The sequence below is a fragment of the Ralstonia pickettii genome, from assembly GCF_001699815.1.
Lineage (GTDB): Bacteria > Pseudomonadota > Gammaproteobacteria > Burkholderiales > Burkholderiaceae > Ralstonia > Ralstonia thomasii.
This window is the reverse complement of record NZ_MCGB01000084.1, coordinates 56,844-71,806: the sequence shown is the minus strand read 5'-3', so window position 1 is coordinate 71,806 and position 14,963 is coordinate 56,844. Positions and strand designations below refer to the sequence as shown.

Below are 14,963 nucleotides of genomic sequence, written 5' to 3'. Positions count from 1 at the left end.
TACGCCTACGGGCGCGCAGGCCACGTGCCATCTGGCTCTCGCAGAAACGGGTACGGTCAGTGGGTGGGTGGGGGGACGGGTTCTTCGCTGCCAGCCGGAGGCGGCCTGTCGGGCGAGTGCATACGTCCGGCGTTTCGGGCATCATGCGCATCCCGCGCGCCGGCCCGGCTCTTGGTTGGCCGTCGCGTTTCCATCATTCGATTCACATGAACAAGTATTTGGACCGTGCAGCCTGGGGGCGCCGGAATCTTGCTAAGAGTAGCCTCGCCCCATGGTGGGCGTGCATCAGGGGAGCCAAGCGCAGGACCGCGCCGGCCGGCGATGACACTTCACAACAAGAGGAGACAACCTGAATGACCTGGCTTGCGCGCACCTTCAAGCTCGAGGAACACCAGACCGACGTCCGCACGGAAGTGCTTGCCGGGCTGACGACGTTCCTCACCATGGCGTACATCATCTTCGTCAATCCGAACATCCTGGCTGACGCGGGCATGCCGCACGACGCGGTATTTGTCGCCACCTGCATTGCCGCGGCGATCGGCACGATCATCATGGGGATGTACGCGAACTACCCGATCGCGATGGCGCCAGGCATGGGCCTGAACGCCTACTTTGCGTACGCGGTGGTCAAGGGCATGGGCTTTACGTGGCAGGCGGCGCTGGGCGCGGTATTCATTTCCGGCTGCCTGTTCCTGCTGGTAAGCGTGTTCCGCATCCGCGAGATGATCGTCAACGGGATTCCGCATTCGATTCGCGTGGCAATCACGGCGGGTATCGGGCTGTTCCTGGGCATCGTGTCGCTGCGGGGGGCTGGGCTGATCGTCGGGAATCCGGCGACGCTCGTGACGCTGGGCGACGTGCACCAGCCTTCGGTCATCCTGGCGGTGATCGGCTTCTTCGTGATCGTCGCACTGGACCATCTGCGCGTGAAGGGCGCCATCCTGATCGGCATTCTGTCCGTGACGGCAGCGAGCTTCTTCTTTGCGGGCAATACGTTCCACGGTGTGGTGTCGATGCCGCCGTCGCTTGCGCCCACGCTGATGCAGCTCGACATCATGGGGGCGCTGTCTGTAGGCATCCTGAACGTCGTGCTCGTGTTCTTCCTGGTGGAGCTGTTTGACGCGACCGGCACGCTGATGGGCGTGGCCAACCGCGCGGGCCTGCTCAAGCAAGGCAAGATGGACCGCCTGAACAAGGCGCTGCTGGCGGACAGCACGGCCATCATGGCGGGCTCGCTGCTGGGTACGTCGTCGACCACCGCCTATATCGAGAGCGCTTCGGGTGTGCAGGCGGGCGGCCGGACGGGGCTGACTGCGTTGACGGTGGCCGCGCTGTTCCTGCTGTGTCTGTTCTTCTCGCCGCTGGCTGGCGTGGTGCCGGCTTACGCGACGGCGCCCGCGCTGTTGTACGTTTCGTGCCTGATGTTGCGCGAGCTGGTGGACCTGAACTGGGAAGACACCACCGAAGCCGTGCCGGCCGTGCTGACGGCGCTGATGATGCCGTTCACGTATTCGATCGCCAACGGCGTTGCGTTCGGTTTCATCACCTACGCGGGTCTGAAGCTGTTCACCGGCCGCATGCGCGAGGTGCCGGTCATCGTGTGGATCATCTCGGCGGTGTTCCTATTCCGCTTTTTCTATCTGTCTGGCGGGCACTGAGCGCCAGGGGCTCCACGCGATCCACAGCGAACGCGGACTTTTGGGTCCGCGTTTTTTTTTGGAGCATTTGCGCCAAAGCGTACCCATTTCTGCGTGCGATTGCAGCGCCGGGCGTACCCGTTTCTGCGTACCATTGTCGCCGTTTCGGCAAGTGAACGTACCCGATTCTGCGGACGAGGTAAGTGACAACTGTCGCGCAAATCGAGGCGACAATTGGTTTCGACAATGCGTTGATACGGCACTCACGCAGGCGGTGCGTACCCGTTTCTGCGCGATGTGTGGAGGAATGTCAGGCGGACGGCACGGCCAGTTTGCGGGCTGCGTCGGTAATGCTGGCGGCCAGATCGGCTTCGCGCGCACGCACGGCGACGCTCGGCAGGGCAGCAAGGCCGAGCGCGTGGGCAACGTCGGCAGCCGGCTCACCGGTGGCAAGCCGCTCGCGTAAATGGGCACCGCGCACGCTACGCAGCGAGGCATTCGCGAGGCGCACAGCTGCGTCGGCGCGACCGATGGCGCGAGCGTATTCAGCGGCTTCGCCAAGCATGGCCTTGACGATGAGCAGCAGTTGCGAGCGTGAGGCGATGCCCTTGCGCTCGCCGAAGTCGCGACGCAGGGCGGGGGAGTCGATGATGGTGCCGTCTGCACGTCGCGGCGAGCGCTTGCGCACCGACAGCAGCAGCGGCGTGGCTTCGTTCGGCAGCGGCAACGGCGAGAGGCCAAAGGCCGCGCGGTACTCGCGCAGCGCAGGCATCAGCGCATCGCATGGCAGCCAGCGCTGCGAGCGGCCTGTGCCGACTGCCAGCAGCCAGACCGACGCCGGCAGCAGCGCGTCGGATGTCACGCGCGCGGCCGGCACGGCGTGCAGCGCCACGTCTCCCATCCGTGCGCTTACCAGTTCCGATACCCGCATGCTCGCCTGCGCGAGCAGCACGGCGAGGAAGTGGTCGCGCGCCTGGCGCAAGCGCGCTTCACGGCCAAGCGCGACACGCGCGCGCACGGCATCGATCATCAATGCCATATCGGATGCGCCAAGCGCGGTGTCCGGTTCGGACGTTGCGACCGACCTCGGTGCGGGCGCGCTTGGCGCCGGTACGGTAATGACGATCGCATCGTCATCGAGAAACGGGTTCGCGCGCAGATAGCCCGTGCGCAGCAGCCAGCCGCAGAGGTTCGCCGCGATGATGCTGCTCTGTCGTGCGGAACGTGCCGAGAGCCGGCCGCGCAGCGGCGTCCAGTTGGCATCGTCGCGTTCAATGCCGCGCGCACTGATCGCCCATGCAGGCGGTTCTTGCAAAAAGCGCAGATAGGCCGACGCGTCGTCGCGTTTCCAGCTTGCGATCGGCTTACCGAACGTGCGCGCGTACCAGCACACGCGCTCGGCTTCCACGCGGTACTGCGACAGCGTGGAAGCACTCACCGCACGGGCGCCGGAAGCGCGCGCAGCGAGCCACGCCTGCACGCGTTCACGCTCCTGCGCGAAAGCCTGCAGATCAGCCTCGGAAGCGGCGTTATCGGGAAGGGGCACGGCGTCTGCCGGGCGCGGTTCGAACATGCGGAGCGTGTGTGGGCACGAAGACAAAACGGTTCGCGCAAGTATAGCGATCCGCATCCGTACCCAGGCGCAGGCACCGCATTCGAGCGGATATTCAACCGCGATGGGCACGCCCCATGCTCAATGCGGGAACGTCGCTTCGTGTGTCGGACGCTTCCGACAAAACGATCGGAACCAGTTCGATAGGCACGCTGCACGTGCGTGGCTATCTTCGGCTCCACAAGTCGACAACAACGTACATGGGCGTGCGATGCATGCGGCCCGGTTCATGACAGGACTCTCCCTCCGAGGTGCAAGATGAAGATACAGATCAGGAAGATCGTCGCCGTGCTGGCGTTGGGTTCGTTGGGTGTGCTTGCCGGATGCGGCGGCGGTGACAACGACATCGGGCAGATCATCGGCACCAGCTCGCCGCAATACCGCACGGTGCACGCCAACCCGTTCATCGGCAACGTGGACTTTGGTGTGAACGGCACCACGAAGATCACCAATGTCGGTTTCAAGAACGTCAGCAATTACTTCGGCATTGACGCGACGGCCAGCACGGCAACGGTGTCGAACACGGGCAGCAGTACGCCGCTGGCTTCCACCGGCTTCACGCCGGCAAATGGCCACCGCTATACGGCGCTGGCCATCGTGGGCTCCAACGGCTCGGCCACGAGTCTGGCGCTCATCGATGATCCGTATAACAAGTCGATCCTGTCAGACAAGGCGCGCGTGCGCACCTTCAACGCTTCGTACAACGCCCCCAACGTCGATGTCTACGTGACCGCGCCGAACGTGGACCTTTCAGCCATTGCGCCGACCATGAGCGGTGCCGGTTACGGCGGCGCGTCGCCGGCCAGCACGCAGGATTCGATCTACGTCGATGGCGGGACGTACCAGGTGCGGGTGGCGACGGCCGGGACGAAGAACATCATCTTCACCTCGCAACCGTTCAGCCTGGCCAACAACGCCGACTGGCTGATCACCACGCTGCCGGCCGGGGGCGTCGGTGCGGTGACGCCGAACGCGATTCGCGTGTTGGTGGCCCAGGCCAACGGTGCCTCGCAGACGGCTTCTGAATTGCCCTCGCAGTAACTTCGCTTCACGCCCTATGATGCGGTGCTGCGGCACCGCATTTTTTTCGCGGCGGCCCCGGGAATGAAAACTGCTAGCGAAGGGCGCAATGAGTGAATCCGTAACGGGCTGGTCGGCACCCGTGCGCGCAGCGCGCGAGACGCATGCTGCACCGGCCGCCAAGAAGCAGGTTGATGTGTTCTGGGTAGACGATCCGTTGACGGGAACGCGTCTGCACGTGAGCGCCGGGGCGCAGACGTGGGGCGTGCAGCCCGATTCTTTGTGCGGTATCCGTGACCGCTGGCTCGTCCATGTGCATCCGGATGACCATATCGCGCTGCGTGCCGCCTGGGAGGGCCTAGCGCGGGGGCAGGAGTTTGCCCTCGAATACCGCTGGCTCGGCACCGACGACGGCCAAACGCGCGAATACCGCGTTCGCGAACGCGGCTACCTCCTGCCACGCCTCGACGGTGCGTCCGCCCATGCCGTGGGCGTGGTCGAAGACGTGACGCAGGGCCAGCAGACCCTGGCCGCACTCACCGAGTCGGAATTCCAGTTGCAATGGCTGACTGAAAGCGTGCCGTTTCCGCTCGTGCAGATCGACCCCGAGCACCGCGTGCGTTTTGCCAACCGCGCCTACGCGCAGCGCTTGGGCTTTCGGCACGAAGACGTGCTGGGCCGCCATTTGCGCGACCTGATGGGTGAAGCAGCGTATGCCCGTGTCCTGTCGCACCTGAACGACGCATTCGCGGGGCAGCGCGTCGAGTTTGAAATGGAATTGCAGTATCGGGCCGATGTTGGCCGTCGCTTCGTGCACGCCGCGTACTCGCCGCAGCATGGGCCGGACGGCAGGGTACAGGCGCTCGTCTGCGTGGTGGAAGACATCACCGAGCGCAAGGAGGCCGAGCACGAGCGCTTTCGCCATCAGCGCGAATTCGTCACGCTGGTCGAGAACGCGCCCGACGTGATCGCGCGGCTCGATCGCGAACTGCGCTGCATGTATGTCAACCGCGCGGTCACCGAAGCCTTTGGCGTGACGCCTGCCGTGATGATTGGCAAGACGCTGACGGCATCGCCGCTTGCCGCCGAGGTCACGCGCCCGCTGGAGGACGCCGCCCGCCACGCGTTCGCCCTGGGCGCAGAACAGACGCTTGCCTTGCATCTGGACGTGTTCGACGGACGACCGCGCATTGCGCACTACAACGCGCGCGTGATTCCGGAAGCGGATCGCAACGGCGCGATGGAATCGGCGCTGCTCATCATTTACGACGTGACCGAACGCACCGAGGCCGAGCGCGAGCGCGATGCGCTGCTGCTGCGCGAACAAGCCGCGCGTGCGCAGGCAGAAGCCGCGGCGCGGGCGCGCGATCAGTTCCTGGCGGTGGTGTCGCACGAGCTGCGTTCGCCGCTCAATGGCATCCAGAACTGGGCGTATGTATTGGAGAGCCAGATCGCCGGCGGTGCGCCGCTCATGCAGCGTGCGCTCGCGGGCATCAAGACGGGCGTCGAGCAGCAGGTACGCCTGATCGAAGACCTGCTGGACGCCACACGCGTGATGAGCGGCAAGCTGCGGTTGACGCGTGAACCGTTCGTGCTGCGCACGGCGCTGGAACGCGCGCTCAACAGCGTGCACGCGTTGGCCGCCGAACGCCACATCGCCCTGCACATCACCATCGACCTGGACGATCACGAAATTGACGGCGATGCCGATCGTGTCGAGCAGATCGTGTGGAACCTGCTGACCAACGCCATCAAGTTCACGCAGGACGGCGGTGATGTCTGGCTGTCGGCCGATCTGTTGGGCGAGGTGGCGCGCATTGTCGTGCGCGATAACGGCCGCGGGATTGCGCCGGCGTTCTTGCCGTATCTGTTTGATCCATTCCGCCAGGCCGACGGCGCGCACACGCGGCGCACGGGTGGACTGGGGCTTGGGCTCGCGTTGGTCAAGCGCCTGACCGAGTTGCACGGCGGGCGCGTGTATGCGCGCAGTGAGGGCGACCAGCATGGCGCTGCCTTTACCGTGTACCTGCCGCTGCATGCCGGCGCCGATCTGATCACGCCGCTGGCCGAAGACCCCGAACGCAGCGGGCCACTGCCTTCACTGGCGGGCCTGCGCGTGCTGCTGGTTGACGACCAGCAGGATGCGCGCGACGCGCTGGCGACATTGCTCACGCAGGTCGGTGCGGAGGTCGGCAGCGTGGGCTCCGGGCACGAGACGATGGCGCTGCTCGACCTCTGGGGCGCACGGGGTGAAGCAGGCCGCCCGCAGGCCGTGGTGTGCGACATCGCGCTGCCCGATGAAGACGGCTACGCGATCCTGCAGAGAATTCGTGCTTGGGAACACGAACACCTGCCCACCGGCGCGACGCCGATGGCCGCCATCGCGCTGACCGCATTTGCGCAGCCGCACGATCGCGCTCAGGCGCTGGCCACCGGTTTTCAGGAACACCTGATCAAGCCTGTGTCGCCGTACGATCTGGTGCGTACGTTGCGGATGCTGGCGATGCCTGCTGCTTCCGTGTCATAGCCCGCCAGGGCACGACTTTTGCGCAGAGAACGGAGAACCGCATTCTCTGCCATGCCAGCCGAACCGACTCCACCCACCACGCCGCTGGAACCCTTGCACGGTAGCCTGCTCGACGGGCTGCGGCAGCCGGCTTGGCGCGTGGCGATGGTGCTGGTGGCCATTGGCGGCACGTTGGTGTTTCTGCAGTGGGCGCGAGCGTTCCTGGTGCCGGTTACGCTGGGTGTGGTGCTCGCGTTTGCGTTGAACCCGGTTGTGGTGTGGCTGCGGCGCTGCTATGTCCCGCGCCCCATAGCCGCGGGCATCGTGGTGCTGGGCTTGTGGATTGCCGGTGCGATGCTGGTCTTCGGAATGCAAGACGGCGTGTCGGCCATGGCGGACCGGTTGCCCGTTGCGGCGGAGCGCATGGCGCAAGCCGTCGACGGTATGCGCGGGCACATGGGCGGCGCGTTCGGCAAGATGCGCGATGTGACCGTCGCGCTCGAGCATGCCGCCGAAGGCGTGCAGGGCAAGCCGGCACCAGCACCTGCCAAGCGTTCGCCCGCGGCCCCGGCTTACGCCGAGCCAGCTGCCGCGCAGCCGGTGCTGCCGCTGCGCGAGTTTCTATGGACAGGCTCCGCCAACCTCTTCGCGCTGGCCGGACAACTCGTCGTGGTCTCGTTTCTCGTCTACTTCCTGCTCGCTTCGGGCCAGGCACTCAAGCGCAAATGGGTGCGTGCAGTGGGCAACACCTTGAGCGAGAAGAAGCGCGCGGTGCGCATGATGGCGGTGATCGGCACGCAGATTCAGTATTCGCTGCTGGTGCTGTTTGCCACCAACATCATGCTGGGCGTACTGACCACGGTGGCCTTTGTGCTGCTCGGCATGGAAGACGCGGCGGTCTGGGGTCTGGCGACCGCTGTGCTGCATTTCGTGCCGTATCTCGGTTCGGTGGTGATTGCCGTGGCCAGCGGCATTGGCGCATACCTGCAGATGGGCGCGTGGTCGGATGCGCTTGTCGTGGCAGGCGTTACGCTGCTGCTGGCCACGCTGGTCGGCACGCTGCTCGTGACGTGGCTGCAGAGCCGGGCGTCCAAGCTCGACCCGTGTGTGGTCTACATCGGCCTGCTGCTGTGGGGCTGGCTGTGGGGCCTGTGGGGCTTGCTGCTTGGGACATCGATCACGGCGATGATCAAGGTGGTGTGTGATCACGTCGACCGACTGCGCCCGCTTGGTACGCTGCTCGGCACCACCGATGCGCCGGCCGGCGTGTCGCAGCGGCTGCTGGACCGACTGCGCGGCCGTTCCACACGGCGCCTGGAACGCGTGCACCGCCCCCGCTGATTGCCTCTCAATCACCTGGCGCAGCAAGCGTTACAAGCGCGCATGTAACCCTTACGCAATGATCACGCCGCGACGCCGGCACATGCATGGTTAATCCGCACCGTCTGCACCGCGTGGTTGTGCAGCAGCGGTGCAGGTCTTGTCCCTTGCATGATGTGAGCGTGCGCTGTGGGCACGTCGGTTGCGGTGCGCAAGGCAACCAGATCACGTCCGCAGGAGGGCGCCATGAACCGACTACGCCCCACCTTACGGGGCCCGCATCAGCGCGGCGAACGGCCGGCAGGCATGACACCGCCGCGTGCGCCAGGCGCGGGCCGAAACGCTGAAAACATCGACAAGATGCTCGGCAAGCCGGAGTCGGGCTCGGCAGATCGGCTGCCGCACGAGCGCGACCAGCACCTTGAAGAGCAACGTTCCGCCCCGCGCAGCGATGTCGAGCAGGCCGCGCGCGACATCGAAAGCGGTCAGCTCGACACCGATCTGCACAACACCCCGGGCGTGGAGCGCGTCGTGCGCGAACGCCATGCGGCCAATCGCGACGACAGCGATCGCCAAGTCGCCAATCGCAGCGCAGATGACCTTGCCCACAAGCGAGGCCAGACGGGCGGCCCTTCGCACAGCCGCGACGAGCACAAGGGTTGATCGGCGCATGCGCATCGCTTATGTGACCGAAACCTGGCCGCCGGAACTCAACGGCGTGTCGCTCACTGCCGCGCGCACCGCGGCGTTCCTGCAGGCGCGCGGGCATGACGTGATGGTGGTGCGCCCGCGCCAACGTGCCATCGACGCCGGCAAGTCTGCACTGGCGGATGACACGCTGCGCGTTCCTGGCGTGCCGATTCCGCTGTATCCGGATTTGCGCATGGGGTTGCCCGCGCGCCGGCGCCTGCTTCGCGCGTGGGCCGCCTATCGGCCCGACCTTGTGCATGTCGCCACGGAAGGGCCGCTAGGCTGGTCAGCCATCCGCGCCGCGCGGCAACTCGGTCTGCCGGTGACGTCGGATTTCAGAACCCGCTTCGACGAGTACGGCCGCCACTATGCGTGGGAAGGTGCCGTCACGCTCGTGCGCGCCTATCTGCGCGCATTTCACAACCGTACCGATCGCACGTTTGTCCCCACGCGCGAACTGCAGCGGCAGTTGAGCGAACTCGATTTTGCGCGCCTGACCGTCAGCACACGCGGCGTCGATGCACACCAATTCACGCCGCAAGCCCGCAGCGACGCATTGCGCGCGCAGTGGGGCGCCAATGCCGATACGCCGATCGTGCTCACGGTTGGCCGTCTGGCGTTGGAAAAGAACCTCTGCGTCGCGCTCGATGCGTTTCATGTGGTGCGCAAGCGCGTGCCCCGCGCACGCCTCGTCATGGTGGGCGATGGCCCGCAGCGCAACGCACTGCGCAGGCACTGTCCCGATGCCATCTTTGGCGGAACGCAGCATGGCGAGGCACTGGCCGCGCACTATGCATCGGCTGACGTGTTTCTCTTTCCGAGCTTGACCGAGACCTTCGGCAACGTGGTGGTCGAGGCGATGGCCAGCGGTTTGCCCGTGGTCGCGTTCGATACCGCAGCGGCCGGCATGCTCGTGCGCAGCCAGGAGAACGGCTGGCTCGCGCCCGTCGGTGATACCGCGTCATTCACGCAGGCGGCCGTCGCGCTCGCCACCGATGCCGGCTTGCGGCAACGCCTCGGGCAGGCAGCGCGGCTGACGGCGCAGGGCCTGGATTGGCCGCGCGTGCTCGAACGCTTTGAAGCCGCGCTCATTGCCGTGCACGACGCTGCCACCAACGGGGAGGCCTACCATGGCGACGCACGCCTGGCCTGACTGGAAGCGCTGGCGCGAGCGCGATCGGCAGCTCGCCGTGGCGCTCAACCACGTGGCGGGCAATGCCTCGGCCATGCGCTTCTATCGCGGTGTCAGCCGCCTTGGTGACGGCATGCTCTGGTATGCGTTGATGGCGGCGTTGCCGGTGGTGGGCGGTGACACCGGCTGGGAATGCGCCAAGCAGATGGGGCTCACGGGGCTGCTCTCGCTCGTCATCTACATTGTGCTCAAGCGTGGCGTGTGCCGTCCGCGACCCTATCTTTCCTGCAAAGAGATCCACCTGTGCGGGCGCGTGCTCGATCAGTTCAGTTTTCCATCGGGTCACACGCTGCATGCGGTGTCGTTCAGCATCGTGATGGCAGCGTACTACCCGCGCATGGCGCTGGCGCTGGTGCCGTTCACGCTGATGGTCGCCATCTCCCGCATCGTGCTCGGCCTGCACTATCCGAGCGACGTGCTGGCGGGAGCCGGGCTTGGGATGGTGATCGGCGGGTTGTCGGTGTGGCTGTTCTAAGGCCCGCGCTCAGTACGACGTTTGCGCGTGCCCGGTGACGGTGGTTTCCGGGCCGCCCATCCAGGCTTGCGCCAGGGCCTGCGCAAAGCCGTTCTTGGTGACGGGGGTGCGCGTCTCCAGGCATGTGGCAAGCAGTTCCTGCCAATGGCGAATGACGTCGGGATGTGCCGCGTCGGCCGGATGCAGGCCCAGGCGCAGCAGCGGCGCGTCGGCGTGCCGCTGTGCGAGCCAACGCAGGTAGTACCGGGACACCAGTCGGCGCGCCGGCGAGCGAACGCTATACGTCAGACACGGTGCCTTGAGCGGGCGGCGCGGGTGCAGCAGGTAAAAGCGCTGCAGCGTGGTTGTGTAGCGCAGTGGCAGCCCGTCGAGTGCTTCCCAGGTGGCCGGGTTCATCAGCCACGCCGGTGCGACAAAGCCATGCAGCGGCCAGCCGTTGGCGGCAAACCACGCGGCGCCGGCTTCGATGCGCGCACGCGCTGCTGCCAGCGGAATCGCCGAGAACTCGCCTTCACCGGCGGTATAGCGCGTGCGGATCAGTTGATTGATCAAGCCGCCCGGAGGCTGGTCATCGAGGTGCGCATAGCCATGCAGCACAAGTTCATCGCCCTCCGCCAGGCATTCGCTCATCACGCGGCAGAAGCGCTCGCTGTTGCGGGCGGTCGGGCCGCGATAGAAGTTTGGAATGACCAGCAGCGATTTGGGTACGCGCGCCACCTCGTCCAACGCAGAGAGCAACACCTTGCACGCGGGCCAGGTGGCGGGAGTGACGTCGTGCATGGCGAGGATGAGATAGCGCGACATGATGATCAACTAAGCGACTGTGGTCTGGGCTAACGGCTGCGCAATGCGCGCACGCGCTCTCGAGCCGGTTCGAACGTTGCTGCGGCGGTGCCGGCTTGCCGGCCGAGCAGCGCCAGATAGCGGTGCAGCAGCTGCGGCAGCACGGCCCGCCAGTCGTGCTGCACCGCATGGCGGCGCGCGGCGTGCGCGAGCGTCACGGGATCCCGTTGGCGCAGCGCCTGGAGCGCCTGGGCAAAATCGTCCGCGATGCAACGTGGCACGGCATAGCCGACGCGCTCGTCCACCAGCTCGCTCAAGCCGCCCGCTGCGCACGTGACGACCGGCACGCCGCTGGCCATCGCTTCCAACGCGACGAGGCCGAACGTTTCCTGATCGCCTGCATGCACGAAAACATCGGCACTGGCCATGGCGGCGGCCAGGTGCTGCGCATCGCCTTCATAAGCGAGCGCGCGCACGTTCTTGCCGCGCGGAGGGGTCGGGCCCGAGCCGATGGTGACGAGCACGCTTCCGTCGTCGAGCTTGTCTACCGCGTCGCAGAGCACGTGCAGGTTTTTCTCCGGCGCATAGCGGCCGACGTATAGCAGCACGCGGGCATCACGCGGCAGGTCCAGCTGTTCGCGCCAGCGCAGCGAGCGCCGTGCCGGGTGGAACAGGCGCGTGTCCACGCCCAGCGGTTGCAGCTCAATGCGCTGCACGCCCAGGTCGGCCACCTTCTGCGCGATGTAGCGGCTCGGCACGAACACCGTATCGAAGTGCGGATAGAGCTTGCGGGCGTACGCCGCTGCGGCCAGTTCCGCGGGTGGGCCGCCCAGCCGGCGGAAGAACGCAGGCAGATCGGAGTGATAGAACGCCGCTACCGGCACCTGCAGCCGCGCGCCGGCATGTACCGCCGCCCACGACAGCCGATAAGGGTCCCCGGCTTCAATCAGGTCCGGCGACAACGCACAGAGTGCACGCACCGCTGGTCCGGTGCGCAGCGGAATGCGATAGCCGCGCGATAGCGGCAGCGGCACGCCGGGCACTACGGCGATCTCGTTGCTGGCGTCGTCTGCCGTGCCGGGTACAACCAACGTGTGCCGCCAGTGCGTGGAGCGCAGGAAGTCGTGCTTGGCCCGCAGGTAGCGTTTGACGCCACCGCTTTCCGCCGCCCAGAACATCGTGATGTCCGCCAGATGCAACGCGGCGGCCGTGGCATCGCCGTCGTGGCGATGCGGGTAGTGATCGGTGGGCAGCTTGCGCACGGTGGTCAGACCTGGCGCCGCATTTCGGCGGGTGCAATGCGCATGAGGCCGCGGTACTTGGCGACCGTGCGGCGCGCAACGATCACGCCCTGCTCAGCCAGCATCTTCGCGAGCGACACATCGGAGAGCGGGGCGTCCGCGTCTTCGGCTTCGATCATCTCCTTGAGCAGCGCCCGCACGGAGGCCGCCGAGCATGCGCCGCCTGTGTCGGTCGCCAACTGGCGCGAGAAGAAATACTTGAACTCGAAGATGCCGCGCGGCGTGGCCATGTACTTGTTGCCCGTGGCGCGCGAGATGGTCGATTCGTGCAGGCCAAGTTCTTCGGCCACATCACGCAGCACCAGCGGCTTCATGGCCACCTCGCCGTATTCCAGGAAATGCTTCTGGTGCCCGACGATCGCCTCGGCCACGCGCTGGATGGTGGCAAAGCGCTGTTGCGCATTGCGGATCAGCCAGCGTGCTTCCTGCAGTTGGTGCGCCAGTGGTGTGCGATTGTGGCCCCGCGTCTGGGCAAACAGCTCCGCGTAGACCTTGTTGACGCGCGCGCACGGTGCCACCGCCGGGTTCGTCAGGGCAATCCACTTGCCCTTGATCTTGGCAACGATCACGTCGGGCACGATGTAGCCCGCATGCGCCTGCGAGAAGCGCAGCCCCGGGCGCGGGTCCAGCATGCGGATCAGCGCGCAGGCATCGCGCAACTCCTCTTCCGTACAGCCGAGCGCGCGACGCATCTGCGTGAATTCGCGCTTGGCCAGACGGGGCAGGTGGCTGCGCACGATGTCTTGTGCGATCTCCTGGATGCGCTCTTCGGCTTCGGTATCCGCGGGGCGCGCCTCGATCTGCAGGCGCAGGCACTCCGCCAGATCGCGCGCGGCCACGCCCGGCGGGTCCAGGCTCTGCACGAGCGCCAGGGCAATCTGCATTTCCTTCTCGGTGGGGGGCGGCTCCACCGGTGCCAGCGGAGCCAGCTCGGAGAGCAGCTGGCGCAGGTAGCCATCGTCGTCCAGCGCTTCGATCAGCGTCTGCGCGAGGAGGCAGTCGCGGTCTGACAGGCGATAGCTGCGCAGCTCCTGATGCAGATGCTCGCGCAGGCTCGGCGTGGAATGCACCCACTCGCCTATGTCGCTGTCTTCACCGTCGCCGTGGTGGGCGCCGCCGTGGCTGTAATAGGTGCTGAAGTCGGTGGGGAAGTCTTCCGATGCCGCTAGCGTCGCATCGGTTTCGATGGCGCTGGTGGTGGTTTCCAGCGGGGCGTCGTCTGCAGGCGTGTGATCGGCCGCGGTGCCGTCCAGATCGGCGGAAATGGCAATGTCGCCGGTCCGTGCGGCATCGGGCTGCGCACCGGCTTCTTGCTCGACTTCCTCCAGGAACGGATTGCTTGCGAGCGCTTCTTGCATTTCCTGCGCAAATTCGGTTGCAGACAACTGCAGCAGCTTGACGGACTGCTGCAGTCGCGGTGTTAGCGCGAGATGCTGCTTCGCACGCATTTCCAGAGCGGCCTTGACCATTCGCCTTGCCTCCTTTGGTGAGTGGGTGTCGACATTTCCGTCGACCGGTCACCGCATCGATGCAAAGGGTATGCCATGTCCACAAAGCCAGTCGCCACAAGGCTTCACGGGCGGCTGGCACGCCGTTTCTACATGGTCATGTCGTTTTTATATGCGAAGTGTTGCCGGCACATGACAGCGCCGGCGTTGCTAGCGGGATTGCCCTGGCAGACGCGGATGGGTGGCACCGCAGGTACATGCGTTGCTGCAGTGGGAGGCGGGAGACGCGCCGCAGTGCGCTTCCATTGCCTTCTTATCCAGCATCACATCCCAGGAGAAACCACATGCGAACACGTTTTCTGACCGCAGCGCTTGCCAGCGCGATCTTCGGCCTTGGCGTCGGCACTGCCATGGCCCAGACGACGGCCGCGCCGGTCGACAACCAGGAGTCCAGCAACCCGACCAAGGCGCCGGGCAAGCGCACCGATCCGCCGTCGTCCACTGCCGATCGCACCGCGAATACACCGATGGCCGGCGGCGAGGCGACACCTGCTGCGGGCGGCAGCGACACCAGCAAGCCGATGCACAAGAAGCAGCGCCATCACAAGAAGTCGAAATCAGAGTCGACCGTGCCGGGCGGTACCAATAGCGCGGGCGACATGTCGCATTCGGGCGTGCAGGCCGGCGGCAACGATGCCGCGACGACCACCGGGAATTCCTATCCCGGTAGCTCGAAGCCAGGTCAGTAACCTCGAAAGAAAGGAAAAGGGCTCGTCATGCCGATGACACTCACCATTGCCGTCCGCACGGGCCCGCGCGCCCGCGCGGAGACCGAACCCGCACCCCGCCGCCGGACGCCGGAACCGCAGGAACGCCGCCGCCACGAGCACCCGGGCGAACGCGCGCACGCGCATCCGCGCTAGAACGTCAGCGCGGATGCAGCGGGTACAACATGGGCGAAGGCGGTGGAGCGCTGAGA

The 14,963-nt window shown here is 66.1% G+C and carries 13 protein-coding genes; 9 read left to right on the top strand and 4 right to left on the bottom strand.

The genetic code is table 11. The features are described from left to right. The first annotated feature begins 353 nt into the window (after window positions 1-353). Window positions 354-1,658 carry an NCS2 family permease gene (locus tag BEK68_RS17355; RefSeq protein ID WP_065851834.1) on the top strand — a complete coding sequence of 435 codons (1,305 nt, stop codon included), beginning with the start codon at window positions 354-356 and terminating at the stop codon, window positions 1,656-1,658. A 289-nt stretch (window positions 1,659-1,947) separates the two neighbouring features. On the opposite strand, the gene BEK68_RS17350 is transcribed toward BEK68_RS17355, so the two are convergent. Beyond that, on the bottom strand, window positions 1,948-3,210 hold the full coding sequence (locus tag BEK68_RS17350; protein WP_065851832.1) for an integrase: 1,263 nt from the start codon (window positions 3,208-3,210) through the stop codon (window positions 1,948-1,950). A 297-nt stretch (window positions 3,211-3,507) separates the two neighbouring features. Here BEK68_RS17350 and BEK68_RS17345 point away from each other — a divergent pair, with 297 nt between their 5' ends. The 6 genes from BEK68_RS17345 to BEK68_RS17320 all read left to right on the top strand — a co-directional run bounded on the left by BEK68_RS17345 (window position 3,508) and on the right by BEK68_RS17320 (window position 10,452). Then, the gene (locus BEK68_RS17345) at window positions 3,508-4,290 is read left to right on the top strand and encodes a DUF4397 domain-containing protein (RefSeq protein WP_065851830.1); all 783 of its coding nucleotides are present in this window, start codon (window positions 3,508-3,510) and stop codon (window positions 4,288-4,290) included. 88 nt (window positions 4,291-4,378) lie between these two features. Then, window positions 4,379-6,796, top strand: coding sequence for a hybrid sensor histidine kinase/response regulator (locus tag BEK68_RS17340; RefSeq protein ID WP_065851828.1), 2,418 nt, complete (start codon window positions 4,379-4,381; stop codon window positions 6,794-6,796). A gap of 51 nt (window positions 6,797-6,847) precedes the next feature. Then, window positions 6,848-8,116 (top strand): AI-2E family transporter, encoded by a 1,269-nt coding sequence (locus BEK68_RS17335; RefSeq protein ID WP_065851826.1) that lies wholly within the window; start codon window positions 6,848-6,850, stop codon window positions 8,114-8,116. Between the two features lie 225 nt (window positions 8,117-8,341). Next, window positions 8,342-8,758 carry a hypothetical protein gene (locus tag BEK68_RS17330; RefSeq protein ID WP_065851824.1) on the top strand — a complete coding sequence of 139 codons (417 nt, stop codon included), beginning with the start codon at window positions 8,342-8,344 and terminating at the stop codon, window positions 8,756-8,758. Between the two features lie 7 nt (window positions 8,759-8,765). Beyond that, complete coding sequence (locus BEK68_RS17325) at window positions 8,766-9,938, top strand: glycosyltransferase family 4 protein (RefSeq protein WP_065851822.1); 1,173 nt, start codon at window positions 8,766-8,768, stop codon at window positions 9,936-9,938. Then, window positions 9,916-10,452, top strand: coding sequence for a phosphatase PAP2 family protein (locus BEK68_RS17320; protein WP_065851819.1), 537 nt, complete (start codon window positions 9,916-9,918; stop codon window positions 10,450-10,452). The genes BEK68_RS17325 and BEK68_RS17320 overlap by 23 nt, the downstream gene beginning before the upstream one ends. Window positions 10,453-10,461: 9 nt before the next feature. On the opposite strand, the gene BEK68_RS17315 is transcribed toward BEK68_RS17320, so the two are convergent. The 3 genes from BEK68_RS17315 to BEK68_RS17305 are packed head-to-tail and all read right to left on the bottom strand — an operon-like array spanning window position 10,462 to window position 14,005. Further along, window positions 10,462-11,256 carry a DUF2334 domain-containing protein gene (locus tag BEK68_RS17315; RefSeq protein WP_004632436.1) on the bottom strand — a complete coding sequence of 265 codons (795 nt, stop codon included), beginning with the start codon at window positions 11,254-11,256 and terminating at the stop codon, window positions 10,462-10,464. Between the two features lie 29 nt (window positions 11,257-11,285). Further along, a complete protein-coding gene (locus BEK68_RS17310) occupies window positions 11,286-12,497 on the bottom strand; it encodes a glycosyltransferase family 4 protein (RefSeq protein WP_065851817.1) in 1,212 nt (403 codons plus the stop codon). Between the two features lie 5 nt (window positions 12,498-12,502). Continuing rightward, entirely contained in the window at window positions 12,503-14,005 is a 1,503-nt protein-coding gene (locus BEK68_RS17305; RefSeq protein WP_028866844.1) for an RNA polymerase factor sigma-54, read from the bottom strand. Window positions 14,006-14,328: 323 nt separating this feature from the next. On the opposite strand from BEK68_RS17305, the gene BEK68_RS17300 reads away from it, so the two are divergent. Further along, the gene (locus tag BEK68_RS17300; RefSeq protein WP_024542660.1) at window positions 14,329-14,733 is read left to right on the top strand and encodes a hypothetical protein; all 405 of its coding nucleotides are present in this window, start codon (window positions 14,329-14,331) and stop codon (window positions 14,731-14,733) included. 27 nt (window positions 14,734-14,760) lie between these two features. After that, on the top strand, window positions 14,761-14,907 hold the full coding sequence (locus BEK68_RS25805) for a hypothetical protein (RefSeq protein WP_004632445.1): 147 nt from the start codon (window positions 14,761-14,763) through the stop codon (window positions 14,905-14,907). The last annotated feature ends 56 nt before the right edge of the window (window positions 14,908-14,963 follow it).